Below are 26,279 nucleotides of genomic sequence, written 5' to 3' on the forward strand. Positions count from 1 at the left end.
CTCATTCAACCATGCCTGTCACATCCGGCGTTTCCCATGCAAGGTGCTGGCCGCCATCGAGCGCAATCATCTGCCCCGTAACCGACCTCGCATCCCAGAGGTAGCGAATCGTAGCGCCGAATTCGGACAAATCCGGGCCGCGCTTTAAAAGAAGGGAATCGACCTGTGCGGCGAAATCATCCTCATTCTGCCGGGCATTCATTAAAGTGGGACCGGGGCCGATCGCATTGACCCTTATATTGGGGGCGAGCGACTGCGCCATTGTCTTGGTTGCGTTCCAAAGCGACGATTTCGAAAGCGCATAAGAGAAATAGCGCGGGGTCGGCTTCCAGACGCGCTGGTCGATGATGTTGACGATCAGGCCATCCTGCTTTTTCGGCAGTGCTTCGGCAAAGCGCCGTGCAAGCAGAACCGGCGCCTTGAGATGGATGTCGAAATGGCGATCCCAGCCCTCCCAATCGAAATCGGTGAGGGAATCGTCTTCGAAGACGGAGGCGTTGTTGACGAGAACGGAAACGCCGCCAAGCGCAGACGCGGCCTTGGCCATCAGCGTATCGACTTGCGCCATATCCGTTAGCTCGGCCTGAACGACGGCTGCCTTGCCGCCAGCCTGCCTGATTTCCCCGGCCAGGGCATCGGCATCGCGCGTGGATGTGTTGCAATGGATCGCGACCGAAAAGCCTGCCTGAGCCAGGTCGAGGACGATCGCCCTGCCCACTCTTTTCGCTCCGCCAGTTACCAATGCCGTCTTGCCGGCCTCTGCCATGTCAAACTCTTTTATCTTCGAAAAATCGGCTGAATTGCCGACTTATGGTTAATCGCTGTTTTCTCATTGGGCATGAATGTGGCGAAAGCAGATTTTGTGCTTCGAAACTGCCGATTCAGTCATGCCGGCGACCTTCAATATAGGCATAGGAAGCCCTTGTACCAAGCGGGTTTCGCCCCTGTGAAACCATCACTCCTGACAGAATTTGTTGCGAAAAGGCAACGTCACGGTTCAGCCTCATTCGCGCCAGCTAATGACCCGATTTCAGGTGCGCTTCGGCCTTATTTTCACACGAAATTGGGAACTGTCAGACGCGGGGCTCGTTAAAGGGTACCCACAAGAAAAAGTTCACTGTCTGAATCAAGACCACATGTGTCCTGTGGCTTAAGGAGTAAAGAAAATGACAGCCAATCGTAAATTTGCTTGGCCGGTGGCTGCGGCCCTCGGGTTTGCCTTCGCCGGCGTTGTTCCCGCCTATTCAGCCGACATCATCAGTGAAGAGCCACCGGCACCTGCTGCGCCGATGGAACTCGCACCGATCGCAACCTGGGGCGGCCCTTATGCCGGTATCCAGCTCGGTTACGGCTTTTCCGGCCGCGCCAATGAGCCTGGCAACCGCATCGACACCGACGGCTTCGTCGGCGGCGGCTTCCTTGGTTACAACTACGACACCGGCAACGGCATCGTAGCTGGTATCGAAGGCGACATCGGTTATTCCGGCGTCAAGGGCGACAATGCAGGCACCGAAGTTAAGGGCGGCGTTGACGGCTCGCTTCGTGCACGTCTCGGCTATGCCGTTTCGCCTGACATCCTGCCTTACGTAACGGCTGGTGGTGCTGCGAAGCGCGTCAAGGTATCCGAAGGCGGCGTTAGCGACAAAGCAACCGCTCTCGGCTGGACCGCCGGTGTCGGCACCGACGTCAAGATCACCGATCAGGTGTTCGGCCGCGTCGAGTATCGCTACACCGACTACGGCAAGGACAGCTTCACCACTGCAGGCGGAACCCGCGATATCGACTCCCGCGATCATCGCGTTCAGTTCGGCATTGGTATGAAGTTCTGATCCTTAAAGGATCGGTACAAGGAAAAGCCGGGTGGAAACACCCGGCTTTTTTGTGTCTTGAATCAAGCTGACGCTGAAACGGTTAGTGTTTTGATGAAGTCGCGAGGCGCCTCTATCTAAATGAACGGCTCTACTTAGGTAGCAAGGCCGCCAGTTCCGGGAATTTCTCGTCGAAGCGGGTTGCCCAGCGCTTGAGTTTCGAGCGCCCCTTCTCCCACTGACCGGCGAAGCGCAGGTCTAGATAGCCAAGCGTCGCGCGCAATGCGATCTGGCCGCCATTCAGCTTCTTGCCAAGCCGTGGCAGATCGGCGTTCAACAGATCGAGCGAACGCGCAACCTTCGACCATTGCCTGTCCAGCCAGGGCTGATGGATTTTTTCCTCCGGGCGCAGGCGGCGCTCATAGACATGGGCGAGAAGGCTATCGCAAATGCCGTCCGCGAGCGCTTCCAGCATTTCGGCTTCCAGACGCTTTTCCGCATTGCGCGGAAAAAGGGCGTTGCCGGAAACGCGATTCAGGTACTGCGTGATTGCGCGGCTGTCATAGATGCCCAGCCCTTCATCCGTGATGAGAACAGGAATTTTGCCCAGCGGGTTGGCCACCAGCAGTTCTGCAGGATCATCATTCGTGTTGACGACCACCACATCCAGTTTCTGACCGGCATAAGCGGCGGCGAGCCTGACTTTCGCGCTGTATGGCGAAGCTGGCGAATAAAAAAGCTTTGGCATAATCAGGTCTCCTGGCCCTTCCCTCGATTTCGGTCGCGGCGTTATCCGCCACGCGCCGGTGGCATGACCACCCGGTCGCGACGGCATGCGCGACGATCGACCTCTTCGCAAGACCGAAATTGCAGATCCTTGGTCAAACAGATGCGAACTTCGCGCAAATAGCGGTTGTCGCATGACACGGCGATGCCGTTTTCCTTCAGACCGCCATTGGCTTCCAGAAACGCGCTTTCGACCTTATCGGGCGAAACCATTTCGTATTTGGTTGGATTTTGGAAAACGGAAGGTATCTCGATGCGCTCACGCGCCGCGCGCAACACGTCGAAATAGTCGCGCTGGGAAAGCCCGGCGCAGCTTCCATGCTTGCGCCATTGATGCCGGATCAGCCCGGCGGACGGCATTATGTCGTAAAGGCCGCGCAAGTTCTGATTATCGACGTCGCGCTCGCTCACATCGCAATTTTCGGGATAGCCGCGTTCGAATTGCGGCCAAAGCCCGTGCACCACGAAAGCATAAGGCCGCTTGCTGGTGCATTGCTGGCGGTTCGCGCTCTCGCCTTCCGCCTCGCAATAGCTGGGCGACCATGAAAGCGAGAGAACATAAAAGTCGAAGCCGTCACCTTGCGGCAGTGACTGGCCGGAAGTTTGGGTCTCCGGCTTCTTTTCTTCCGCAGGTTCGCAGCCAGACAACGCAAGCGCTGCGACTGCAAAGCTGACAATCACCAGATTACGCAAACCGTTTCAAGTCTGCGATTTAGTGCAGAACGCGGCAGCGGCCATTGTAGACGTTCCAGCGGTCAAAACCGGCGACGCAGAATTCGACATTGTCGCCAACCCCTGCAAAGCCCTGACCTTCTTCGATCAGATACCAGATGTCGCGCGTGTAGCCGTCGGACAGCACGACCTGCCCCGCGCAATAGCGCCGGCCGATCAGATGACGGTCGTCACGCGGCAGATAGCGCTTTTCGTAGATGTGGCGGAATTCGGTGATGCCGACCTGCGGCAGGTTCGGCACATTGCGAACCTGATGGCCGAACCGGCTGGTGATCTTGTTTAGAAAACGCTGATCCGAGCAGACGCCGGAATCATAAAGCGCATAAGAAATGGGATCGGCTGCCTGCGCGACATGCGGCATGGCCAAAGAGCCAACCGCCATCGCCGCCGCAATTGCAAAATGAACTAGTTTCCGCACGGCCAACCTCTAAAGATCATTCAGGAATTAAGTGATTTGGACAGTGTGACGAATGCATCGCAAACGTCAAGCGCCGAGCATTTGCACTTGCTAATCAAACCTCGCCGGTGAGCCGATCCACGGACCATCGCCCCTGCTTCTTTTCAGCCAGCGTTTCGTGCAGAAACGGCAGCATGGTGCGCAGTTCCGCCTCCAGCGTAAATGGCGGATTGACGACGATCATGCCGCTGCCGACAAGCCGCGGCTCCGCACCGAAATCGCTTGTTTCGAGCACGATATCGATGATTTTCGGGATTTCCGACAGAGAAAGTGCTTTTCGGAAGGCGTTGACCGCGCGCAAATCCTTTATTGGATACCAGATCGCGTAAGTGCCGCCCGGCCAGCGGCGATAGGCTTTGGCAAGGCCATCAGCCAATCGTTCGAACTCGCCCTCCTCTTCAAAAGGCGGATCGATGAGCACCAGACCGCGCTTTTCCTTCGGCGGCAGATGGCCACCAAGCGCCAGCCAGCCGTCGAGCTCCGTAACCCGGACCTGAAAATCCCCGGCGAAGCGCTTGTACAGCGCCTGAAAATCCTGCGGATGCAGTTCTATCGCCGACAGCCGATCCTGCTTGCGCATCATTTGCCGCACGATCATCGGGGAGCCGGGATAGCGGGCAAGCCCGCCGCCGGAATTCACCCCGCGCAACGCTTCGAGATAGGGTTCGAGAATCTCACCGACCTTTGGCGGTATTTTTGCATCGAGCAGCAGGCCGATGCCTTTCAGCCACTCGCCGGTTTTTTGAGCTTCTGGCGAAGAGAGATCGTAAAGACCCCTGCCCGCATGCGTATCGATGACGCGAAAGGGCTTTTCCTTGTTCTTCAGATATTCGACAAGCCGCGCGAGAACCGCATGTTTGAGAACATCGGCGAAATTACCCGCGTGGTAGGCGTGACGATAATTCATGGTCTGTCACCCCGGCCCCAGCGCGGCGGTGGCGGCTGCGAATTGGGGTTTTCCGGTCGCGAGCGGCGGCGGCGCAGCGAAAAAATGAAGCCGACCGCACCGAGCGCCATCATGAGGAAACCGGCGGGCGGATAGCGCGTGTCGAGCACCAAGGCATTGCCGCGCAAAACGAGATCGACCGTGTCCATTACAATGCCGTCCGCGTCGCCAGGTCCAGCCGTGAAGAGATAGTCGCCATCATCGAAATCATCGATGAAGCCTGCGTCGTCGCGGAAAATCTTGCGCCCCGTCTGCGGCGCGTCATCGCGGATCATCGCGTCCGTAAAGCTCATCGCGGTGGCAAGAACGGTGCGTCCGCCACGGTCGGCAGTCAGCGTCAGGGCCGCGGTCGCCCCTTTGACGCGCGGTGCGCTCGTCGTTGCCATATCGATCAACACGCGAACGGGTGCGGCATCGCTCTGGAGCGAAACCTGAACCGGCGTGAAGCCCGATGCGCGATCATAAAGCCGCCATCTGCCCAGTTCCTCGCCGGAAAAATTCCCGACGACCCAAGGGTAGAAGATCGCCGCCGCAGCGCCGGCAAGCAGCAAAAGAATAGAAATGAAGCGCATTATGTGTAAAGCCCGGCCAGAGTTGGCATTATGCCTTGCGCTCCCAGCGGCGGTCCGATGTCTGCTGCCAGTAGGTCACGTCGTGCCCGCCGGACTTCATCGTTTTCCAATGACCCCGCGCGGCTTCGAGCTGCGTAGCGTCATGACCGTCGAAAAGGAAGACCGCCCGTTCATATTGATCGATTGCGGGCGGTTCGGCCCCATCGACGATAAAGCGTATCTGCGAGGCGTTGCGATTTTCATCGCTTGTCGTAAGCACCACCGGAAACTCTTCGACATGCGCTTCGCGATCCGTGCCGTGTGCCAGAAACGAATCGTCGCGGAACGACCACAGATGCGTATCGAGCGCATCGCGCCGCTCTTCCGAGCCGGTCTGCACGACAGCGTTCCAGCCACGCTTGAGCGTGCGCTCGAGCAAGCCCGGAAGCGCATCCTCAAGCGTCGATTCGGTCAGGTGGTAGAACAGGACTTCAGCCATAGACCCGTGTCTTACGTCTCGTAATTGTCGCGCACCAGCCGGTCGAGCAAACGAACGCCATAGCCGGACGCCCAGGACTGGTTGATCTCGTTCGACGGCGAGCCCATTGCGGTGCCGGCGATGTCCAGATGCGCCCAAGGGGTGTCCTTGACGAAGCGCTTCAGGAACTGTGCGGCGGTGATTGCGCCGCCATAGCGTCCGCCAATGTTCTTGATGTCTGCGTTACGCGAATCGATCAGCTTGTCGTAATCGGCGCCGAGCGGCATACGCCAGAGGCGCTCCTGCGTTGCCAGACCGGCATTCGTAAGCCGTTCTGCCAGTTCGTCGTCGTTCGAGAAGAGGCCTGCGTGATGCTGGCCCAGAGCGACGATGATCGCACCGGTAAGCGTCGCCAGATTGACCATGAATTTCGGCTCGAAACGCTCATTGCAGTACCAGAGCGCGTCGGCCAGAACGAGGCGACCTTCGGCATCCGTGTTCAGGACTTCGATGGTCTGGCCCGACATGGAAGTGACGATGTCGCCGGGACGCTGCGCATTGCCATCGACCATGTTTTCGACCAGCCCGATGATGCCGACCACATTGGCCTTGGCCTTGCGCGATGCAAGTGCATGCATGAGGCCGGTAACGGCAGCCGCACCACCCATGTCGCCCTTCATGTCTTCCATGCTGGCGGCAGGCTTGATCGAGATACCGCCGGAATCGAAAACGACGCCCTTGCCGACGAAGGCGACCGGCTTTTCCTTCGCCTTGCCGCCGTTCCATTGCATGACAACGAGCAGCGGCGGGCGCACGGACCCTTGAGCGACACCGAGCAACGAGCCCATGCCGAGCTTTTTCATGTCCTTCTCGGCCAGGATTTCGACCTTCACGCCGAGCTTTTCCAGTTCTTTCGCGTGAGCGGCGAATTCGACCGGTCCCAGGATATTGGCAGGCTCGTTGACCAGATCGCGCGCCAGATTGACGCCCGACACCACGCCTTCCAGTTCCGCGAATGCCTTTTTCGCTGCGGCCGGATTGGCGCATTGAATAGAAATTTTCGCAGGCTTTTCCGGCTTCTTCTCGGCGGAATCGTCCTTCTTCGTCTTGTATTTGTCGAATGTGTAGGAGCGCAGCAGAATGCCGGCGGCAATGCGCGCTGCGGCTTCGCCGTCCAGTTCCTGTTCCGGCAGATCGACCACGACGGTTACGTCGACCGCCTTGCGGAAATGGGCGGCAGCAGAGCCGCCGAGCTTGAACCAGCCATGCTCGTCAATGCTTTCGCTCTTGCCCGAACCGAGGACGACCAGACGGTCGAGTGGGGTGCCTTCGGGCGCCAGAAGTTCAACCGCACTGCCCTGCTTGCCGGCAAAATCGACGGCGGCGAAAGCGCGCTCAGTCGTATTGGAGGGATCGTAGGCGCTGGCTGCCGCTCCGAGCTTTCCACCTTCGGCTGCCAGCAGAATGACGCTGCCTTTTTTGGGAGCGGAGAATTTGGCGAAGCCTATCGTTGGAAGTGACGTCATAAAATCCTGCTGTTCTGGCTGGTTGCACAATTGGCGCGACATTTGGGGGTTTTGCGCCATTTGGCAAGACAATACGGAGACTTTCGGCCAAATAGCGGACGTCTGGATCAATCGATTCGGTTACGATAAGTTGACGTAAACTTTTGGTTAACCCTCTATCTTCGCCGTTTTTTAGCCATTACGGACGACAAGTTAAAGCGAGCGGTGGCTGAGACGAGACGGAATCGATTTACCGGCGGCCCTGATCCTTGCGGGCGGATTCGCCAAAACTTATCTGCCGCCAAACAGGACGGAAATATCGCGCTTAATGAACGTCGTTGAACGCTACATCATGCGCCGCGTGCTTCAGGTTTTCGCGGCTGCTCTGTTCTGGACGCTCGCAATCGTCTGGACGACGCAGGTGCTTGCCCGCATCGATCTGGTGACGGACAGCGGTCAATCCGCACTGACATTCTTCGAAATCGCAACGTTGATTTTGCCGTCGATCATCCCGATCGTGGTGCCGTTCGCGCTCATCATCGCCGTGGCGCAGACGCTGAGCATCATGAATACGGATTCCGAACTCGCGGTAATCAGCGCATCCGGCGCGTCGCGAATGACCATCGTCAGCCCGATCATAATCGTGGGACTTTTGGCCAGCGCGTTTTCATTCGCGGTCGACAATGGCGTCGATCCTTATGCGCGGCAGCGCGGCCGCGAGCTGGTCGCAACCGCACGCGCCGACCTTCTTTCGCTGGTCATTCAGGAAGGCACGTTCCGCAAGGTGGATGACGGGCTTTTCGTGCAGATCGGGGAACGCCTGCCTGATGGACGACTCGGCGGCATTTTCGTTGCCGATTCGCGCGAAGAAGGCATCGACCTGCTTTATTATGCAAAGACCGGCGCGGTGGTCGATATCGACGACAAGAACATGCTGATCATGAATGACGGCGTCATTCACCGCAAAACACCGGCTGGCGACGTCTCCGTCATTCGCTTCACGTCCTATGCTTTCGATCTTTCGGTATTCGCCTCGGCGACCGGTTCGATCACGATGTATCCGAAGGACCGGACGATCCCCTATCTGCTCAACCCGGACCCGAACGATCCTGTTTATAAACACAAGCCGGCATCCTTCCGCGCCGAGTTTCATCGCCGCATGACCGAATGGACTTTCCCGTTCGTGTTCGCACTCATCGGGCTTGCTGTCGCAGGCGATGCGCGATCGCATCGCGAAGGACGCATCAATCCGCTGATCACAGCCGTCGTCATTGCGCTTTTCGTGCGTTGGCTGGGCTTTTTCACAGCCAACCAATTGCAGACCGCCGCCTATATGACGCCGCTCGTCTACGCCGTTCCGATTGGCTCATCTCTCGTTTGCATATGGTTCATCGCGACGAACCGGACCATGGAGCTGCCGATTTCCGTTGCTGAACGCATCTATGCCCTGTTCGGCAATGCTCGAAAGCGCCTTTCAAACGTCTGGATGCGCATTACCGGGCGTGCGGCAAGCTCACAGGGGCAGCTCTGATGGGTTGGACGCTCGGACGCTATTTCTTCTTCCGTTATCTGACGATAACCACCTGGTTCTTCATCGGCATTTTCGCGCTGGTCTTTCTTATCGACTTCACCGAATTTTCAAGCCGCACATCCGGCCTCCCCGGATTTACAGTCGGGATAGCGCTGGCGATTTCGGCGCTACGCGTGCCCATGGTCATGCAGCAGACGGTTCCATTCGTTGCTCTCTTTGCCGCAATGGCAACGCTGATTTCGCTCAACCGGAAATACGAACTGGTCATTGCACGCTCGGCAGGCATTTCGGCATGGCAGTTTCTGCTGCCATCATGCATCGGCGCGCTGCTTTTCGGCATATTGACCGTCGGCCTGCTCAATCCCCTCGCCGCGCATGGCTATTCGCGCTCGGAAACGCTTGAAACGACGCTGCGCTCTGGAAATTCGAACGAAGTCTCGGCTTTCTCGGCACCATGGATTCGCCAGAAGACGAATGGCACCGATACGATCATCGGCGCGCGCGCGATTCTCAATCAGGGCCTTGAACTGGCAGATGCCGTGTTCATCGATCTGGACAAGGACGGCGAGATCGTCGAGCGCAAAGACGCGCAGCGTGCTTTCCTGCGGGATGGTTATTGGGAGCTTAACAGCGTCAGGGTGCTGCGCGGCAGCACGGATGTAGAGCGGCTGGACCAAGCGCGTGTGCCGACTAACCTCAAACCTGAATTCGTTCAGGAGCGCCTCGCAAGGCCCGAAACCATCCCGTTTCTGGAGCTTCCGGGCAAGATCGAAGTGGCGCGCTCCTTCGGCCTTCGCGCCAACGCCTTCGCCATGCAGTTCCACTCGCTTCTGGCATTGCCGCTGCTGCTGGTCGCAATGACTCTCATTGCTGCAACAGTTTCGATGCGATTTGCACGAATGGGACAGTCGGCAACGATGATTCTGGGTGGCGTCATGGCCGGGTTTCTGCTTTATGTCGTTTCGGTATTGGTCAAAGCATTTGGTAACGCAGGCTTCATGCCACCATTCATTGCGGCGTGGTCTCCGGTTGTGATAGCGATGTTTTTCGGGGTTACTTTCCTGCTCTACAAGGAGGACGGTTAGTGAGGGGTGCGGTGTCGTCTATCCGCAAATCGGCTTTCTTGACGCGCCTTTACGGCGCGACTGCACTCGCTTGCGTAATGGCTTGCGTCGTGGCGCCCACGTCTTCCTTCGCACAGATCGATGGACAGATTCCGGCGCCAAGTGTTCCAGCCGGTTCGCAAATGCTTCTCGAGGCGGACACGCTCGTCTACGATAACGATAACAATACGGTCAGCGCCGTCGGCGGCGTGCAGATCGATTACGGCGGCAATCGCATCGTTGCGCAGCGTGTAAAATACGACCGCAACACCTCGCGCCTCATCGCCACCGGCAATGTCGAGATCATCGACAGCGACGGCACCAAAATCTATTCCGAAGAAATCGACATTACGGACGATTTCGCGAACGGCTTCGTCAATGCATTGCGCATCGAAACCGTCGACAAGACCTATTTCGCGGCAGAGAGCGCCGAGCGCAAGGACGGCCAGCTCACGACGTTCAACAATGGCGTCTACACGGCTTGCGAACCTTGCGAAGAAAAGCCCGACAAGGCGCCGATCTGGCGCATCAAGGCCCAGAAGATCATCTGGAATGGCCAGGCCAAGACTGTGCGCTTCGAGAAGTCGCGCTTCGAATTTTTCGGCTTCCCCATCGCCTATCTTCCGGCATTCGAGATCGCCGACCCGACAGTCAAGCGCAAGAGCGGCTTCCTGATTCCAAGCTTCGGTCAGAACAGCGAACTGGGTTTTGGTCTCTCAGTGCCTTACTATTTCGCGCTGTCGCCAACCTATGATCTTACCGTTACGGGATCCGGCTATACGAAGCAGGGCTTCCTCGGTCAGGCTGAGTGGAACCAGCGTTTCAACAATGGCTCTTACACATTGACGATGGCTGGCATTCGCCAGAACGATCCGATGGCTTTCGACGCGAACACGGTCGATCGCGGCACGACTGACGATCCGAACCGCTTCCGCGGCATGATCGGCTCGAAGGGCGAGTTCAATCTGAACAAGCGCTGGGCATTCGGCTGGGATGTGATGGCGCAGACCGACAAGAATTTTTCGCGCAAATACGAGATCGGAGAGTACAGTCAGTACATCTATCGCTCGGAAGTCTATCTTACCGGCCTGAACGACAGGAACTATTTCGATCTGCGCACGATGAAATTCGACGTACAGGAGGAGATTCTGGACACGTCCGCATCGGCGCGAGACAAGAAGCAACCCTGGGTTCTGCCGTCATTCGACTACTCCTACACGCCGGATGAATCGATCGCAGGCGGCGAATTGAACATCGATATCAATGCACGCTCGCTATATCGATCGCAGTTGGATCGCGTAACGCGTGTTATCGATGGTGAAACAACTACGCAGCGCGTGATCGGTATCGACGGAAGCTCCTCACGTCTTACCGGCGAAGCGGAATGGAAACGCTCCTTCATTACCGATGGCGGACTTGTGTTCACCCCTCTCCTGGCTTTCCAGGCGGACACGACATACTCCAACCCCAATTCGGAATCCATTGCGGCGATCAATGATATGGCGACGAACCGCGGCGGCGTCTCGTCCGACGTTCGCTCGGCCTATAATCGCTTCATGGCGACGGCCGGCATGGAACTTCGCTGGCCGGTGCTCTTCTCGGCAACCAGTTCATCTCATGTTCTGGAGCCAATGGGGCAGATCTTCGCCAGACCGGATACCAGCTACACCTCCGAGCTCGGCTTCCCGAATGAAGACGCGCAGAGCTTTGTGTTTGACGCATCGACCCTGTTCGAGCGCGACAAGTTTTCCGGTTATGATCGGATCGAAGGCGGCACGCGTGCAAATATCGGTGTGCGCTACTCCGGCTCATACGACAATGGCTGGTCGACGAGCGCACTTGCAGGACAATCCTATCGCGTTGCCGGCGACAACACGTTCCTCGCACCCGATCTGGTCAATGTCGGCTTGAATTCCGGCCTCGAGACAGACAAATCCGATTATGTCGGCATGGCAGGTTTCGTCAGCCCGTTCGGGCTTTCCGGTTCCGCCAGCGCGCGGCTGGACGAAGAGACATTTGAAATCCGCCGGGCAGAGCTCCGCGCTGCTTACACCAGCAGGCCACTTACCGTGACGGCTCGTTATGCCTTTATCCAAAAGCAGGAAGATTACGGCTTTCCGGACGATCGCCGCGAGGTGACGCTGGGTGCCTCTGCACGCATTCAGGAAAACTGGCGCGTGTTCGGCAGCGGAACGTATGATTTCGAATCCTCCACAGTCACGCGCAACGCCTATGGTTTTGCCTATGACGATGAATGCTTCTCCTATACGATGACCATGTCGGAAAAGCGTAATCCAATTGCGCCTAACGATGACACGGAGCGCAGTTTCGGGTTCAATATCTCGTTCCGTACACTTGGGGACTTCGGCTCATCATCGAGTGCTTTCACGACTCAGTGATGATGGATGGTGTCGCGACATCGTTTCGCCGCATAGCGAATGCATGCAAAATTGTGTTCCATCCCTGAAAACAACCGGAAACGGGGAAGAATTGTATGTTTTCGATGAAAAAATACCTGTTCTCGACAAGTTTTGCGCTGCTGGTTTCCTTTACGGTCGTGCCATCGGCTGTTTCGATCACCCCTGCGGCGGCAAGCGAGATCAAATATGTCGTCAATGGCGTACCGGTCACCAGCTATGACATTCAGCGGCGCGCGGCCTTCCTGAAGCTGCAAAGACGCGGTGGCGGCAACAGTGCAGCTTCCGACGAAATGGTCGAGCAGGCACTTCGCACCGCCGAGATCAAACGCCTCAACATTCGTGTGTCGGACAAGCAGGTCGGCGACGCGTTCAACCGCTTTGCCAGCAGCAACAAGATGTCGGTGCAGCAAATGACCGGCGCGCTCAACCAGGCAGGCGTGACCGCAGAGCATTTCAAGGAATTCATCCGCACCCAGATGGGCTGGAACCAGGCCCTTCAGGCGCGTCAGCGCGCGCAGGGCGGCTCGATGAGCGAGCAGGATGTCGTCCAGCGCATGTTGAAGGACGGCGGCAACAAGCCGAGTGCCACCGAATACATGCTCCAGCAGGTTATTTTCGTGGTGCCCCAAGGTGAACGCGGTGCGACGCTCGGCAAGCGCAAGCGCGAGGCGGAAGCCATGCGCGGACGCTTTGCCGGCTGCGACAGGACGCGTGATTTCGCAAAGGGACTGCTTGATGTGACCGTTCGCGACCTTGGACGCGTTCTGGCACCGGAACTTCCGCCGGATTGGGCCGATCAGATCAAGAGCACGAAATCCGGCGGCGCCACCGCTGTTCGCGAAACCGAGCGCGGCGTCGAGTTCATAGGCATCTGCAGCGCGCGCGAAGTTTCCGACGACCGCGTCGCACGCAGCGTCTTCCAGAACGAAGGCACGAACGACAAGCAGGCCGACGAGTTGAGCAAGCGCTACATCACCGAGCTTAAAGAAAAAGCTCGTATCGTTCAGCGTTAGGCTTTTCTGTTAATGCCGAATACGCGTGTCTCGCGTCCGCTTGCACTGACCTCCGGCGATCCTTCCGGCATTGGCCCGGAGATCGCCCTTTCGGCGTGGCATCAGAGAATGTCCGCCGACATTGCACCATTCTACCTGCTCGGCGACCCAGTGCTGATTGCGGCGCGTGCTCAAGCGGTCGGATTGGAAACGCCGCTGGCTGTCACCGATCCGGGGGGCGCTGCCGAGGCATTCGCAACGGCCTTGCCCATCGTGCCGCTAAAAGCTTCATTCCGCGATAGTGCCGGAACTCCCGATTCTTCCAATGCCGCCGGTATTCTGGAATCGATCGATCGCGGGGTGGCCGATGTGTTTTCAGGCGATGCGGCGGCAATCGTCACCTGCCCCATTGCGAAAAAGCCGCTCTACGATGCTGGTTTTCTCTTCCCCGGACATACCGAATATCTGGCGCATCTGGCAGGGCGCGCTGCCGGTACCACCGGCGCCGCCAGTACACCGGTCATGATGCTTGCAGGCCCTGAACTGCGCGCGGTCCCGGTGACGATCCATGTGCCGCTCAAGACGGTTTCCGAGCTGCTTACCGGCCATTTGATCGTAACGGTTGCGCGTGTGGTCGCAAATGATCTCAAGAACCGTTTCGGCATCGAGAACCCAAGGCTCGCGATTGCCGGTCTCAACCCGCATGCTGGCGAAGGCGGATCGATGGGCACCGAGGACGATGTCATCGTGCGCCCAGCCGTCGAGGCATTGCGCGCCGAAGGTATCGAGGCGTTCGGCCCCCTGCCCGCCGACACGATGTTCCATCCGCGCGCGCGCGCAAGTTACGATGTGGCGATCTGCATGTATCACGATCAGGCGCTGATCCCCGCCAAGGCTCTGGCTTTCGACGAGACGGTGAACGTCACGCTCGGCCTGCCCTTCATTCGCACCTCGCCCGACCACGGCACCGCATTCGATATTGCAGGCAAAGGCGTGGCGCGGCCGGACAGCCTGATCGCAGCGCTGAAGCTTGCCCGGCAACTCGCCGACCGTACGACACAATCCGCATGAGCATAGATGGGCTGCCGCCGCTTCGCGACGTGATCCGCGATCACGAACTCCAGGCGAAAAAATCGCTCGGCCAGAATTTTCTGCTCGACCTCAATCTGACGAGCAAGATCGCGCGCGCCTCCGGCAATCTGGAAGGTGCGACCGTCATCGAAGTTGGCCCCGGCCCCGGCGGGCTTACACGTGCGCTGCTTGCCAATGGTGCGGCGAAAGTGATCGCCATAGAACGGGATGAGCGCTGCCTTTCCGCGCTCGCCGAAATCGCTGCGCATTATCCGGGGAGGCTGGATGTCGTGTCAGGCGATGCTTTGAAGGCCGATTTCGCGGCACTCGCGGATGGAAAGCCGGTGCGGATCGTTGCCAATCTTCCCTACAATATCGGCACGGAATTGCTGGTTCGCTGGCTGACGGTGGCGGAATGGCCGCCCTTCTACCAATCCATGACGTTGATGTTCCAGCGCGAGGTGGCCCAGCGCATCGTCGCGAAACCCGGCAGCGATGCTTACGGGCGGCTGGGCGTTCTGGCAGGCTGGCGCACCGATGCGCGCATCGCCTTCGACGTACCGCCGCAGGCCTTCACACCGCCGCCGAAGGTGACATCATCGGTCGTACATCTCGTGCCGCGTGAGAAGCCTATCGAGGCAGATGTACGCATTATCGGGCGTGTGACGGAAGCTGCGTTCGGGCAGCGCCGCAAGATGCTGCGTCAGAGCCTGAAGAGCCTCGGTGCGGAGCGATTGCTGGAAGCAACCGGCATCGATGGAACGAGACGGGCGGAAACACTCGACATTGCCGAGTTCGCCGCCCTTGCGAACGCGTTAAATCGCTGAGCCGGGTTTTCCGATATTCTCGTCGAGCAGTCCTGAAACGAAATCGAACAGGCCCGGCCTGCGATCGCGGCGGAGACGTTCCGCCTCAACGATGGCTTTGACCTCATTATAGGCCTGGTTCAGATCGTGATTGACGACGACGAAGTCGTATTCTTTCCAATGTTCGATTTCTTCGCGCGCATTCTGCAGGCGCTTTTCGATGGCAGCTTCGGCATCCTCCGCGCGACGCATCAGTCTTGAACGCAATTCGGCCATCGAGGGCGGCAGGATGAAGATCGAGACGATATCGACCCGCATCTTTTCCTTGAGCTGCAGAGCGCCCTGCCAGTCGATGTCGAACAGCATATCGCGGCCTTCGGCCATCGCAGCCTCAACCGGCTCGCGTGGGGTTGCATAGTAATTGCCATGCACCTCGGCCCATTCGAGCAAGGCATCTGAATCGCGCAGGCCTTCGAATTCCCGCACCGATTTGAACTTATAGTGCACGCCATCGATTTCGCTGCCGCGGCGTGGGCGCGTCGTGACGCTGACCGACAACCTCAGATCGTGGTCGCTGTCCAGAAGATTGCGTGCGATGGTCGATTTTCCGGCGCCGGAAGGCGACGACAGCACCAGCATGAGGCCGCGACGACGAATAACGGTCTGTGAGCTCATGCTCTACTCCAAATTCTGAACCTGTTCGCGAAACTGATCGACCACGACTTTCAGTTCCAGCCCAATGGCCGTAACCGAAGCGGCGTTCGATTTCGAGCACAAAGTGTTAGATTCGCGATTGAATTCCTGCGCCAGAAAGTCGAGCTTCCGGCCGACCGGGCCTTGCCCGCCGAGCAGGCTGCGGGCGGACGCGACATGCGTCTTGAGACGGTCGAGCTCCTCGCGGATATCGGCTTTGGTGGCGAGAAACGCCGCTTCCATATGAAGCCGTGCTTCGTCGAGATTGGTGCTGGCATCCATAAGCAGCGCGACCTGCTCGGAGATGCGCGCGCGGATGACACCCGGCTCGCGCGAAGGATCCGCTTCCGCCCGAAGCGTCAGCGCTTCAACCGTGTCGATATGGCCGGAAAGCAGCGATTTCAGTGCTTCGCCTTCATCGCCGCGTGCTTTTTCCAAAGCTGACAGCGCCTGATCGAGCGTTGCGATTACCACAGCATCGAGCTGCGCCCTGCTTTCTTCGGTTTCGGCTGTTTCGGGCACTTCCAGAACGCCGCGCAGCGCGAGCAAGCCATCGGCGCTGGCCGGGGCCACACCGAATTGCTCTTCAAGTCGCTTGGCAAGGCCGGCAATATCTTTGAGAAACACTTCGTTGATGACCGGCTGCGTTTGCGAACCGCCGGTTCTGTTTACCGTCAACGTGGCCTGAAAATTACCGCGCGAAAACCGCTTCTGGATTGTCTGGCGGACGTTTTGTTCAAGCCGCTCAAAGCCGGGAGGAAAACGAAGGCGTACTTCCACGCTCTTGCCGTTTACCGACTTCACTTCCCAGGCGACGCTCGTTCCCTCGCTTTCGGAGGAAGCGCGCGCGAACCCTGTCATGCTCTGCAAATTCATGGTTCCCGCGCCTGTTCGCTTATTTACTGGGCTATAATTTCCGAATCCGCCCCGCTTTCGGTGGCCGCCTTGGCGGCTTCCTCGGCACGTTTCCGCTCAAACGCACGCCAGCGCGCGACATTCTCATTGTGCTCGTTCAACGTTTTCGCGAAGACGTGGCCACCTGTCCCATCGGCTACGAAATATAGGTCTTCCGTTTTCGAGGGGTTGGCGACGGCCTCCAGCGAGGCGCGACCGGGATTGGCGATCGGCGTCGGCGGCAGGCCGTTGATCGTGTAGGTGTTGTATGGCGTCGGCGTATCGATGTCCGAGCGGTAGATAGGCCGGTCGGAAGGTTTGCCCTTGCCGCCAAAAATACCATAGATGATCGTTGGATCGGACTGCAGGCGCATGCCCTTTTCGAGACGATTCAGAAACACCGAAGCCACCCGCGACCGCTCGTCGCCGCGTCCGGTTTCCTTCTCGACGATGGAAGCCAGCGTGACGAACTCGTTGATGTCTTTCAGCGGCAGATCGCTTACGCGACGCTCCCATATGCCTTCAACGAGGCGTTTCTGATCGGTGAGCATCTTGTCGATGATCTGCTGACGCGTCGCGCCGCGCGTGAAGCGCTGCGTATCGGCGGCCAACATTCCTTCGGCGGGAATTTCAGTAGGCATGTCGCCGGTCAGCGCCTCATGCTCTGCAATTCTCTGGAACGCTTGCTCGACCGTCAGCCCTTCGGGAATGGTCAGCGAATAGAGAACGGATTTGCCGGTCTCCATGATGTCCATGATCTCGCGCATGGAGGCGCCGGCCTTGATTTCGTACTCACCGGCCTTCAGCTTTCCATCAGCGTCATGCGCGCGCAGACCGATGCGGAACACGCGTGCATCGCTGATCAGACCGCGACGCTCCAACTGCCCGGCAATCTCGGCCACGCTGGAATTCGGCTTGACCAGAAATGTCGTGGCGGCTGTGGTCGGACCCGGCCCGTCGAACTCACGCTTGCCGAAATAAACGAGCAGGCCAACGCCGATGACGACAAGCATCACCAGCGAAAGCATGAAGTTCAGGAAAACGACGAACTGGTTTTTCGAATGCCGCGAACGACGGGGCGGCGGCGTGCCTGCCTCCGGCCGCAAGGCTTCATTGGCCGACTTTGGAACGATCGGTTTCGATGGCTCGGCGTGTTGCCCAGATTCCACGTTTTCGGGTGGAGTGTTGCTCATGACGCCTCGGAAATGTTCGATTTTGCGAATCTCGATGCGAGACTACCCTCGAATATGGCAAAATTCACGGTGCAACGCGCATCGCGCGGGCATTTATCCATTATAACGTTGCAGGACCAACGACGCGTTCGTTCCACCAAAACCGAAAGAGTTCGACAAGACAACGTCGATCTGCCGTTCGCGCGCTTTGTTCGGCACGAGGTCGATGGCCGTTTCGCGTTCAGGATTGTCGAGATTGATGGTCGGAGGCGCGATATTGTCGCGGATCGCCAGAATGGAAAAGATCGCTTCGGCAGCGCCCGCAGCACCCAGAAGGTGGCCGATGGACGACTTTGTCGAAGACATCGAGATTTTCGATGCAGCATCCCCGACCAGACGCTCGACAGCGCCGAGTTCGATCGTGTCCGCCATGGTCGAAGTGCCATGGGCGTTGATGTAATCGAGGTCGGACGGCTTGAGATTGGCGCGCTTCAACGCGGCAGTCATGCAGCGGAATGCGCCTTCGCCGTCGGAAGCCGGTGCGGTGATGTGATAAGCATCGCCGGTCAGGCCGTAACCGACCACTTCGGCGTAAATCTTTGCGCCGCGCGCCTTGGCGTGTTCGAGTTCTTCCAGAACGACGACACCTGCGCCCTCGCCCATGACGAAACCGTCGCGGTCGCGGTCATAGGGGCGCGACGCCTTTTCAGGCGTATCGTTGCGTTCGGTGGAAAGCGCCTTGCAGGCCGCGAAACCGGCCAGCGAAAGACGCGTGACAGGCGCTTCCGCACCGCCTGCAACCATGACATCGGCATCGCCGAACATGATGAGACGTGCAGCATCGCCAATGGCGTGCGCGCCGGTGGAGCAGGCTGTGACCACGGCATGGTTCGGGCCTTTCAGCCCGTGCCGGATGGAAACCTGCCCGGAAATAAGATTGATGATATTGCCCGGAATGAAGAACGGGCTGATGCGGCGCGGGCCGCGCTCCTTGAGGGTCATCGCATTGTCGGCGATGCCATCGATACCGCCGATCCCGGAGCCTATGAGAACGCCGGTAGCATATTGCTCATCCGGCGTTTTCGGTTCCCATCCTGAATCCTTCAGTGCCTCGTCGGCGGCCGCAATCCCGTAAAGGATGAAGTCGCCGATCTTGCGAAGCTCTTTGTGCTCAAGAAAGGATTCAGGGTTGAATGAGGCGTTGCTGCCGTCGCCACGCGGAATCACATGGGCGATCTTGCAAGGAAGATCGTCCACTTCAAATTCCGTGACGCGCTTTGCAGCACTCTTGCCTGTTAGCAGTTCTTTCCAGCCATGTTCCACTCCTACGCCAAAAGGCGAAAGCAGACCCAAGCCGGTAACGACAACCCGCCTCATCATAACAGTCTCAATGCAACTGGACTGACGCAGAGCGTCAGGCAGAGGCCTTGTCGATGAACTTGACGGCGTCGCCGACCGTCAGGATCGTCTCGGCTGCATCGTCAGGAATCTCGACGCCGAATTCTTCTTCGAACGCCATGACGAGCTCGACCGTGTCGAGGCTGTCCGCGCCCAGATCGTCGATGAAGCTTGCAGCTTCCGTTACCTTGTCGGCGTCTACGCCGAGATGTTCGACAACGATCTTCTTGACGCGCTCTGCGGTGTCACTCATTTGGGCATCCTCGTCTCTGTTTGTTCGTCTTCGTTAGCGGTCTGACTGCCGCTAATCAAGTTGAAAGATGTTCTGTCCAGAACCCCGAAGCTTCTGGGATTGAAGTCTCGAGCCTCGGATTAGAGCGCCGCATTACACGAAAATATGCTGGCGTCCAAGGCGAAAAGCCCTTTCGGACGGGTTGGATAGAAAGAGTCTGTTAAGAACTAGGGCTAAACCGAGGCAATTTCAGATCATCGCCATGCCGCCATTCACATGAATGGTCTGGCCGGTGATGTAGGCTGCTTCGTTCGATGCGAGATAAACAACGGCGGAGGCGACTTCCTCGCCCGTACCCATACGCTTGGCGGGAATTGCCGCCATGATGGCTTCTTTCTGCTTGTCGTTCAACTTGTCGGTCATGGCCGATTCGATGAAACCGGGCGCGACCGCGTTTACCGTGACGTTGCGTGTGGCGATTTCCTGCGCCAGCGACTTGGAAAAACCGATCAGACCGGCTTTCGAGGCGCAATAATTCGCCTGGCCCGGATTGCCGGTAACACCGACGACCGAAGAAATATTGATGATACGGCCATTGCGGCGGCGCATCATAGGGTGGGTCAGTTCACGCGTCAGGCGGAAAACGGCGGTCAGATTGACCTCGATCACCGCATCCCAATCAGCATCCGACATGCGAACGAACAGGCCATCCTTGGTGATGCCTGCATTGTTGACCAGAATATCGACGCCTTCGAGATCGGCTTCGGCTTTCTGGCCGAGCGCCTTTACGGCTTCGCGGTCCGAAAGATCGGCCGGGAACAGCTTTACGCGGTCTCCGAGATCGCTTGCCAAAGCTTCAAGCTTCTCGACACGGGTGCCGTGAAGGCCGACGATTGCGCCCTGCGCGTGAAGCGCGCGGGCAACCGCCTCGCCAATGCCACCGGAAGCGCCGGTGACGAGCGCCTTGCGACCGCTCAGATCGAACATTGATGCAACTCCCTTGCTGCGTTTAATTCGTGTCAGTCTATCGAAGCCAGAACAGCTTCAACATCGGCGGAATTGCCGATAGAGGCCGTCTTGATTTCCTTGTCGATGCGGCGGGCGAGCCCGGAAAGAACCTTGCCTGCACCCACTTCGTAAAGTGTCGTCACGCCATTCTTGCCGAACCACTCGACCGTTTCGCGCCAGCGCACGCGGCCCGTGACCTGCTCGACCAGACGCGCGGCAATTTCTTCCGGGTCCGTCAGGGGCTGCACGACAACATTGGCGACAACCGGCACGATTGGCGCATTCTTGGTCACACCGGCCAGCGCTTCGCGCATCGCATCGGCTGCAGGTGCCATCAGCGCAGAATGGAAGGGTGCGGAGACGGGCAGCAAAATTGCGCGTTTGGCACCCTTTTCTGTGCAAAGGCTTGCGGCAGCTTCAACGGCAGCCTTACTGCCGGAGATCACAAGCTGGCCGCCGCCATTATCGTTTGCGATCTGGCAGACGCCATCCTTGCCGACTTCTGCGCAGACGGCTTCAACATCTGCCTGTTCAAGGCCGATGATTGCCGCCATAGCGCCCTGACCGACGGGAACCGCCGCCTGCATGGCGTTGCCGCGAATGCGCAGGAGCCTTGCGGTATCGGCAATAGAAAACGTTCCGGCGGCAGCGAGTGCTGAATACTCGCCCAGCGAGTGACCGGCGACATAGGCCGCCTTGTCCTTCAGCGAGAAGCCGCGTGCCTCAAGTGCACGCAAAGCAGCCAGCGATACCGCCATCAGTGCAGGCTGGGCATTCGCCGTCAGCGTCAGCGCGTCTTCGGGACCTTCCCAAATGGTTTTCGACAGCTTTTCGCCCAGCGCATCATCCACCTCGTCGAAGACAGCTTTGGCTTCGGGGAATGCATCCGCCAGTTCCTTGCCCATGCCGACGGACTGACTGCCCTGGCCCGGAAAAGTGAGTGCGATCGCCATTTTCTATGTGCTCCCGGCTCGTTTAATCCTGCTGCCGTGTGAACAAGCCAGCCTCTCAAGTCAAGCCTGAGGCGACATTTGACGGGTTCCGGCGATAACCGTTGCATGAAATGCGGATATTAAAAGTGTCCCAGCGGAAGGATCGCAAACCTTCCAAAAACGTTAGCCGAGACTAGCTTTTATGACACTTCAATGACAGTAAGATAACAGGGTGCTAGTACGGGGAAGTTGCGTTGGTAAACCATATTGCTGGTACGAAGCCGGCTCAAACGGTCGTTGAGACCGCAGGAGCATCCGCCCCCTCCCCGCGCAAACTTTCGTCGGCCCGGATACTCGCCTCTATTTCGGCGACCTTCATTCTTTCTGCAATTCTGGTTCTGGTCATGGAGTGGATCGTACGCGGTTCGCTCGATTCGGCGCTTCTCTTCTTTCAGGAACCGTTTCGCCCAAGCTGGACGACAGTCGGCCTCTTTGCGCTGCTGATTACAATTCTGGACGCGATATTGGGCCGCACACATCATGGTCTGCTTGTGCTTGGGCCTGTTGCGGTGATCCTTGCATTCGTCGCGCACCAGAAATCGCTCTATCTCGGCGATCCGCTCTACCCGACAGATTTTCTCTACGCCCGCCAGATCATCGAATTGATGCCTCTTCTGGTAGGCGAGCGTCCGTTTACAGCCGTTTTGATAGTCGTTGCGACCTTCGCGGCCATCGCCTTGCTGTTTTCCACTTGGCGTTTCTGGCGCAGGCGCTTCCCGTTGATGTCGCTCAAGGGCCGCGCCGTACGCCTTCTGGTCGCGCTTCCGGTTCTCGCCTTCTTCGTGTCGATCATGGATTACGCGAGCTTCTCCTGGATTCGTGACCGTCTACAAATCAGCCCGATGATGTGGGACCAGAAGGAAAACTACGCCAGCAACGGCTTCGCCATCGCTTTCGCGCTCAACCTTCCCATGGCCAATGTCGCGGCACCGGCAGGTTTTTCAGCCAAGGCGATCGACGCGATCCCGCAGCCGACGCTGAAGGCGGCAGTGCTTCCGGAAGAAAAGCCCGACGTCATCATCGTCATGAGCGAATCGTTCTGGGATCCGACCAAGCTGCCCGGCGTGACGATCACGCCCGATCCGATCGCCAATGTGCGTGAAATGCAGTCCGGCAATGTGTTCTCGCCGGAATTCGGTGGCATGACCGCGAATGTCGAGTTCGAGGCACTGACCGGCTTTTCCAACGCATTCCTGCCCACCGGCAGCATTCCCTATCAGCAATATGTGCGCAAACCTCTGCCCTCGCTTGCGACCTTCTTCCGCAGCGAAGGCTACGCGACCCGCGCCATCCATCCGTTCAGCGGCTGGTTCTGGAACAGGACGCCGGTCTATGAGGCGCTCGGCTTCGAAAAATTCATGTCACAGGAAAATCTGCCGGAACTCGCCAAACGCGGTCCGCTGGTTTCCGACGAAGCGTTGACGGAAGAAATTATTCGCCAGGCAGATGCCATCGAGGAGCCGTTCTTCTTCTTCACCGTGACGCTGCAAGGCCATGGCCCTTACGAGGCAAATCGCTATCCCGACGCCACGCACAAGGTCTCCAGTGCGGCGAGCGATGCCACGAACGCTTCGATCCGCACCTATTCGGAAGGCGCCTCTGACGCCGACAAAGGCTTGAAACGCCTTGTCGAGTGGGCAGCCAAGCGCGAGCGGCCAACGGTGATTGCGTTCTTCGGCGATCATTTGCCGCCGCTTGGGCCTGTCTATGTTGACACCGGCTTCATGCCGGACAATGTCGCGAAGCGCCGTGCACCGCTGGACGAGATGATCGAGCAGCACGACACGCCGCTGGTCATCTGGTCGAATCGCGACGGTGCTGTGAAGGATCTCGGCTCGATCAGCCCCGCCTTCCTGCCCCTGCAGGTGCTGAAGAGTGCCGGCATCGAGCATCCTTATTATACGGAGTTCCTCGGCAAGATGCATGAGGACTACAGGGTCATCGACCGCAACATGCTGATTTCCAAGGACGGAACCGGCACGCCCGACTGGACGCGCGCAAATCGCATCGATCCGGCCCTGCGCGACTTCCGCTATCTCCAGCACGATCTGATGTTCGGCAAACACCGCAGCCAGCCCGCGTTCTTCCCAGAAACAGCAGTCAAAGATGCTGATATTATGTAGGCTGGAGAAGGTAGAGCGCTAATCTTCCACCCTCTCAATCGTCGAAAATATCGGAATGCGACCCGGTTCTAACCAACTGCAACTCGCTGCCATGAATTCTGTAGATCAGCAGCCAATCCGGCTCGATATGCGCATCGCGATAGGTTTTCCATTCGCCCTTTAACGGATGGTCCTTGTACCTCGGTGGCAATTCATCTCCGTTGAGCAACATGACAAGAAGCTCGCGAAGCTTGGCTAAATCCTTGCCTCGCTTCTCAGCCTTTTTTACATCGCGACGAAATTGTCCTGAGCGTACAGGCGTCAGCACGCTTAGAGGCCCAAATCCTTGAACAGTTCATCAGACGAAGAAAAACGATTCCCTTCCCCCGCCTCCAGCTCGGACATTGCCTTGCGGGTCGTGGCGTTCGGAACCTTGACGGGAAATGGAAATTCCTTGTCGGCGGCCACCCGGACAAGCAACAAACGTATCGCATCCGAAACCGTCAGCCCCATAGCTGCCAGAGCTTCGGTCGCTTCTTCCTTGATGGTGCTATCGATGCGCGCACGAACGACATCCGTAGTCATGAACTTCTCCTATTTGTGACTACAATGTAGCTACAAAACTGCCGTTTCGCAAGGAGTTCACAGGTTCGGGTGACCAAATGCAGACCATGCGCGACACAACAACCCTTGCGATTTGGCTGGAAAGCTGTATAGACGCGCCAATCTGCCGGTCCTAGCTGGGGGCTGAACGGAGGGCCGGGCGTTTGTTTTGCAAATGTCCGTATGAAGCCGAAGAAGGACTTCTGCCTCCCGTGTCTCCGCTCTCGACCGTCTCGTCGTGCTCCTTTCTTCTTCGCCTGGGCCTCGCCCTGTGTCGGATCAAAGAGAAGTTGCAGAGGCTTTAGCCGCCGGGACCGGGAGAGAAACGAAGAAAGGCAAAGACAATGGCTCTATACGAACATGTGTTTCTTGCCCGCCAGGACCTTTCGCAGCAGCAGGTCGATGCGCTTGTAGAACATTACAAGGGCATCGTTACCGAAGCTGGCGGATCAGTCGGCCGGGTCGAGAATTGGGGACTGAAGTCCCTCACCTACCGCATCAACAAGAACCGCAAGGCTTACTACACCCTTATGGACATCGACGCTCCGTCGACGGCTCTTAAGGAAATCGAACGCCAGCAGGGTCTTTCCGAAGACGTTCTGCGCTTCCTGACCATCAAGGTCGAGGCGCATGAAGAAGGCGCTTCCGCCATGCTGCAGAAGCGTGAAGAGCGCGGCGATCGTGGCGACCGCGGTTTCGGCGACCGTCCGAACCGCAGCTTTGGCGATCGTGATCGCGGAGACCGTGGCGATCGCGGTGATCGTGGCCCGCGCCGTCCGCGCGAAGGTGCTGAAGGAGCTGCAGAATAATGGTCGACATCAATCAGATCCCGACGCGCCGTCCTTTCCACCGTCGTCGCAAGACCTGCCCGTTCTCCGGCGCAAACGCACCGAAGATCGATTACAAGGACGTACGTCTTCTGCAGCGCTACATTTCCGAGCGCGGCAAGATCGTTCCTTCGCGTATCACGGCCGTCAGCCAGAAGAAGCAGCGCGAACTCGCCAAGGCGATCAAGCGCGCACGTTTCCTCGGCCTGCTGCCTTACGTCGTTAAGTAAGCAAAGCTTGGCCCCGAAAAGTTGCAGACTTTCCGGATAGGGACCAAGCTGGAATAACCGAGCGGGCGGTTCGCCGCCCGTTTACCTTCCCGCGACGGGCGCGGCGAGGAAACTGCAAAATCCCGAGTTGGGCTTACCACGCCCTAACTGCCGCTTCAGGCAGGACAGCGATACAAGGCGACAACGCCTCATTGAGCTTCCTGACTGTTTAACCACACGCGCCGCTATACTAGGCGCAGAGGAGAAAAAACATGGAAGTCATTCTTCTAGAACGCGTTACCCGCCTCGGCCAGATGGGCGACACCGTCAAGGTCAAGGACGGCTTTGCACGCAACTTCCTGCTGCCGCAGGGCAAGGCATTGCGCGCAAACGCAGCCAACAAGCAGAAATTCGAAGGCCAGCGCTCGCAGCTCGAAGCACGCAACCTCGAGCGCAAGTCGGAAGCCGAGAAGGTCGCAGAGACGCTCGACGGCAAGACGTTCGTCGTCGTCCGCTCGGCTGGCGAAACCGGCCAGCTCTACGGTTCGGTCTCGACGCGCGACATTTCCGACATCGTCACCGCTGAAGGCTTCTCCGTCGGCCGCAACCAGGTCGAGCTGAACCAGCCGATCAAGGAAATCGGCCTGACCAACGTTGCAATCGCGCTTCACCCGGAAGTCGAAGTCACGATCACGCTGAACATCGCGCGTACCGCCGATGAAGCAGAGCGTCAGGCAGCCGGCGAAAAGCTGGATTCGGCTGAAGCGATCTACGGCGACGACATCAACGACAATGCGCGTCCGGAAAACTTCTTCGACCCGAATGAAGATTCCGACGGCGACGAAGAAGCATAATTCAAGCTTCCTTCAATTGGACCAAGCCCGGATAGCAATATCCGGGCTTTTTTTTATGCCAGCGGAACTTTGCAAGCCGACGCGATTTGAAGCACAATATGACTTCCAT

28 protein-coding genes are annotated in these 26,279 nt (G+C 58.2%); 11 read left to right on the forward strand and 17 right to left on the reverse strand.

All coding sequences use genetic code 11. The features are described from left to right. Nucleotide 1: 1 nt before the first annotated feature. The gene (locus ABFT80_RS24140) at nt 2–766 is read right to left on the reverse strand and encodes an SDR family oxidoreductase (RefSeq protein WP_347974499.1); all 765 of its coding nucleotides are present in this window, start codon (nt 764–766) and stop codon (nt 2–4) included. A 400-nt stretch (nt 767–1,166) separates the two neighbouring features. Between ABFT80_RS24140 and ABFT80_RS24145 the strand changes: the two genes are divergently transcribed. Next, nucleotides 1,167–1,829: an outer membrane protein gene (locus ABFT80_RS24145; RefSeq protein ID WP_347974500.1), complete on the forward strand. Its 663-nt coding sequence runs from the start codon at nt 1,167–1,169 to the stop codon at nt 1,827–1,829. Between the two features lie 130 nt (nt 1,830–1,959). On the opposite strand, the gene ABFT80_RS24150 is transcribed toward ABFT80_RS24145, so the two are convergent. The 7 genes from ABFT80_RS24150 to ABFT80_RS24180 all read right to left on the reverse strand — a co-directional run bounded on the left by ABFT80_RS24150 (nt 1,960) and on the right by ABFT80_RS24180 (nt 7,284). Further along, entirely contained in the window at nt 1,960–2,556 is a 597-nt protein-coding gene (locus ABFT80_RS24150; protein WP_347974501.1) for a glutathione S-transferase, read from the reverse strand. A 41-nt stretch (nt 2,557–2,597) separates the two neighbouring features. Continuing rightward, a complete protein-coding gene (locus ABFT80_RS24155) occupies nt 2,598–3,287 on the reverse strand; it encodes a ribonuclease T2 family protein (RefSeq protein WP_347974502.1) in 690 nt (229 codons plus the stop codon). A 19-nt stretch (nt 3,288–3,306) separates the two neighbouring features. Continuing rightward, on the reverse strand, nt 3,307–3,708 hold the full coding sequence (locus ABFT80_RS24160) for a hypothetical protein (protein WP_347974591.1): 402 nt from the start codon (nt 3,706–3,708) through the stop codon (nt 3,307–3,309). Nucleotides 3,709–3,838: 130 nt separating this feature from the next. Beyond that, nucleotides 3,839–4,690: a 23S rRNA (adenine(2030)-N(6))-methyltransferase RlmJ gene (locus tag ABFT80_RS24165; RefSeq protein WP_347974503.1), complete on the reverse strand. Its 852-nt coding sequence runs from the start codon at nt 4,688–4,690 to the stop codon at nt 3,839–3,841. Beyond that, nucleotides 4,687–5,301 carry a hypothetical protein gene (locus ABFT80_RS24170; protein ID WP_347974504.1) on the reverse strand — a complete coding sequence of 205 codons (615 nt, stop codon included), beginning with the start codon at nt 5,299–5,301 and terminating at the stop codon, nt 4,687–4,689. Before ABFT80_RS24170 ends, ABFT80_RS24165 begins: the two co-directional genes overlap by 4 nt. Before the next feature lie 28 nt (nt 5,302–5,329). Continuing rightward, nucleotides 5,330–5,779 (reverse strand): DNA polymerase III subunit chi, encoded by a 450-nt coding sequence (locus ABFT80_RS24175; protein ID WP_347974505.1) that lies wholly within the window; start codon nt 5,777–5,779, stop codon nt 5,330–5,332. An 11-nt stretch (nt 5,780–5,790) separates the two neighbouring features. After that, entirely contained in the window at nt 5,791–7,284 is a 1,494-nt protein-coding gene (locus tag ABFT80_RS24180) for a leucyl aminopeptidase (protein WP_347974506.1), read from the reverse strand. Nucleotides 7,285–7,591: 307 nt separating this feature from the next. Between ABFT80_RS24180 and lptF the strand changes: the two genes are divergently transcribed. The 6 genes from lptF (at nt 7,592) to rsmA (ending at nt 15,207) form a co-directional block, all read left to right on the forward strand. Beyond that, a complete protein-coding gene (gene lptF, locus ABFT80_RS24185; RefSeq protein ID WP_347974507.1) occupies nt 7,592–8,794 on the forward strand; it encodes an LPS export ABC transporter permease LptF in 1,203 nt (400 codons plus the stop codon). Beyond that, on the forward strand, nt 8,791–9,879 hold the full coding sequence (gene lptG / locus ABFT80_RS24190) for an LPS export ABC transporter permease LptG (RefSeq protein ID WP_347974592.1): 1,089 nt from the start codon (nt 8,791–8,793) through the stop codon (nt 9,877–9,879). Before lptF ends, lptG begins: the two co-directional genes overlap by 4 nt. Beyond that, complete coding sequence (locus ABFT80_RS24195) at nt 9,879–12,296, forward strand: LPS-assembly protein LptD (protein WP_455190001.1); 2,418 nt, start codon at nt 9,879–9,881, stop codon at nt 12,294–12,296. Before lptG ends, ABFT80_RS24195 begins: the two co-directional genes overlap by 1 nt. A 95-nt stretch (nt 12,297–12,391) precedes the next feature. After that, entirely contained in the window at nt 12,392–13,330 is a 939-nt protein-coding gene (locus ABFT80_RS24200; protein WP_347974508.1) for a peptidylprolyl isomerase, read from the forward strand. A gap of 12 nt (nt 13,331–13,342) precedes the next feature. Then, nucleotides 13,343–14,380 (forward strand): 4-hydroxythreonine-4-phosphate dehydrogenase PdxA, encoded by a 1,038-nt coding sequence (gene pdxA / locus ABFT80_RS24205; RefSeq protein WP_347974509.1) that lies wholly within the window; start codon nt 13,343–13,345, stop codon nt 14,378–14,380. Continuing rightward, nucleotides 14,377–15,207, forward strand: a complete 831-nt coding sequence (gene rsmA, locus ABFT80_RS24210) for a 16S rRNA (adenine(1518)-N(6)/adenine(1519)-N(6))-dimethyltransferase RsmA (protein ID WP_347974510.1) — start codon at nt 14,377–14,379, stop codon at nt 15,205–15,207. The genes pdxA and rsmA overlap by 4 nt, the downstream gene beginning before the upstream one ends. Here rsmA and gmk read toward each other — a convergent pair. The 7 genes from gmk to fabD form a co-directional block, all read right to left on the reverse strand. Continuing rightward, complete coding sequence (gene gmk, locus ABFT80_RS24215; protein ID WP_347974511.1) at nt 15,196–15,861, reverse strand: guanylate kinase; 666 nt, start codon at nt 15,859–15,861, stop codon at nt 15,196–15,198. The genes rsmA and gmk overlap by 12 nt on opposite strands. A gap of 3 nt (nt 15,862–15,864) precedes the next feature. Then, nucleotides 15,865–16,755, reverse strand: coding sequence for a YicC/YloC family endoribonuclease (locus tag ABFT80_RS24220; protein WP_347974512.1), 891 nt, complete (start codon nt 16,753–16,755; stop codon nt 15,865–15,867). Nucleotides 16,756–16,778: 23 nt separating this feature from the next. Continuing rightward, complete coding sequence (gene mltG / locus ABFT80_RS24225; RefSeq protein WP_347974513.1) at nt 16,779–17,966, reverse strand: endolytic transglycosylase MltG; 1,188 nt, start codon at nt 17,964–17,966, stop codon at nt 16,779–16,781. 93 nt (nt 17,967–18,059) lie between these two features. Further along, entirely contained in the window at nt 18,060–19,322 is a 1,263-nt protein-coding gene (gene fabF, locus ABFT80_RS24230; protein WP_347974594.1) for a beta-ketoacyl-ACP synthase II, read from the reverse strand. 37 nt (nt 19,323–19,359) lie between these two features. Further along, nucleotides 19,360–19,596 carry an acyl carrier protein gene (locus ABFT80_RS24235; RefSeq protein WP_347974514.1) on the reverse strand — a complete coding sequence of 79 codons (237 nt, stop codon included), beginning with the start codon at nt 19,594–19,596 and terminating at the stop codon, nt 19,360–19,362. Nucleotides 19,597–19,824: 228 nt separating this feature from the next. Next, complete coding sequence (gene fabG, locus ABFT80_RS24240) at nt 19,825–20,562, reverse strand: 3-oxoacyl-[acyl-carrier-protein] reductase (RefSeq protein WP_347974515.1); 738 nt, start codon at nt 20,560–20,562, stop codon at nt 19,825–19,827. Between the two features lie 32 nt (nt 20,563–20,594). Beyond that, a complete protein-coding gene (fabD, locus tag ABFT80_RS24245) occupies nt 20,595–21,536 on the reverse strand; it encodes an ACP S-malonyltransferase (protein ID WP_347974516.1) in 942 nt (313 codons plus the stop codon). Nucleotides 21,537–21,769: 233 nt separating this feature from the next. On the opposite strand from fabD, the gene ABFT80_RS24250 reads away from it, so the two are divergent. Further along, a complete protein-coding gene (locus ABFT80_RS24250; RefSeq protein WP_455190002.1) occupies nt 21,770–23,698 on the forward strand; it encodes an LTA synthase family protein in 1,929 nt (642 codons plus the stop codon). Between the two features lie 34 nt (nt 23,699–23,732). Here the strand turns inward: ABFT80_RS24250 and ABFT80_RS24255 are convergent, their stop codons facing one another. Beyond that, nucleotides 23,733–24,005, reverse strand: a complete 273-nt coding sequence (locus ABFT80_RS24255; protein ID WP_347974517.1) for a type II toxin-antitoxin system YafQ family toxin — start codon at nt 24,003–24,005, stop codon at nt 23,733–23,735. Between the two features lie 2 nt (nt 24,006–24,007). Then, the gene (locus ABFT80_RS24260) at nt 24,008–24,262 is read right to left on the reverse strand and encodes a type II toxin-antitoxin system RelB/DinJ family antitoxin (RefSeq protein WP_347974518.1); all 255 of its coding nucleotides are present in this window, start codon (nt 24,260–24,262) and stop codon (nt 24,008–24,010) included. A gap of 362 nt (nt 24,263–24,624) precedes the next feature. Between ABFT80_RS24260 and rpsF the strand changes: the two genes are divergently transcribed. The 3 genes from rpsF (at nt 24,625) to rplI (ending at nt 26,170) form a co-directional block, all read left to right on the forward strand. Continuing rightward, nucleotides 24,625–25,089 (forward strand): 30S ribosomal protein S6, encoded by a 465-nt coding sequence (gene rpsF, locus ABFT80_RS24265; RefSeq protein ID WP_347974519.1) that lies wholly within the window; start codon nt 24,625–24,627, stop codon nt 25,087–25,089. Further along, a complete protein-coding gene (gene rpsR / locus ABFT80_RS24270; protein ID WP_019170551.1) occupies nt 25,089–25,337 on the forward strand; it encodes a 30S ribosomal protein S18 in 249 nt (82 codons plus the stop codon). Before rpsF ends, rpsR begins: the two co-directional genes overlap by 1 nt. Nucleotides 25,338–25,588: 251 nt before the next feature. Beyond that, nucleotides 25,589–26,170, forward strand: coding sequence for a 50S ribosomal protein L9 (gene rplI / locus ABFT80_RS24275; RefSeq protein WP_347974520.1), 582 nt, complete (start codon nt 25,589–25,591; stop codon nt 26,168–26,170). Nucleotides 26,171–26,279 lie beyond the last annotated feature (109 nt).

The organism is Foliimonas ilicis, assembly GCF_039939195.1.
Lineage (GTDB): Bacteria > Pseudomonadota > Alphaproteobacteria > Rhizobiales > Rhizobiaceae > Foliimonas > Foliimonas ilicis.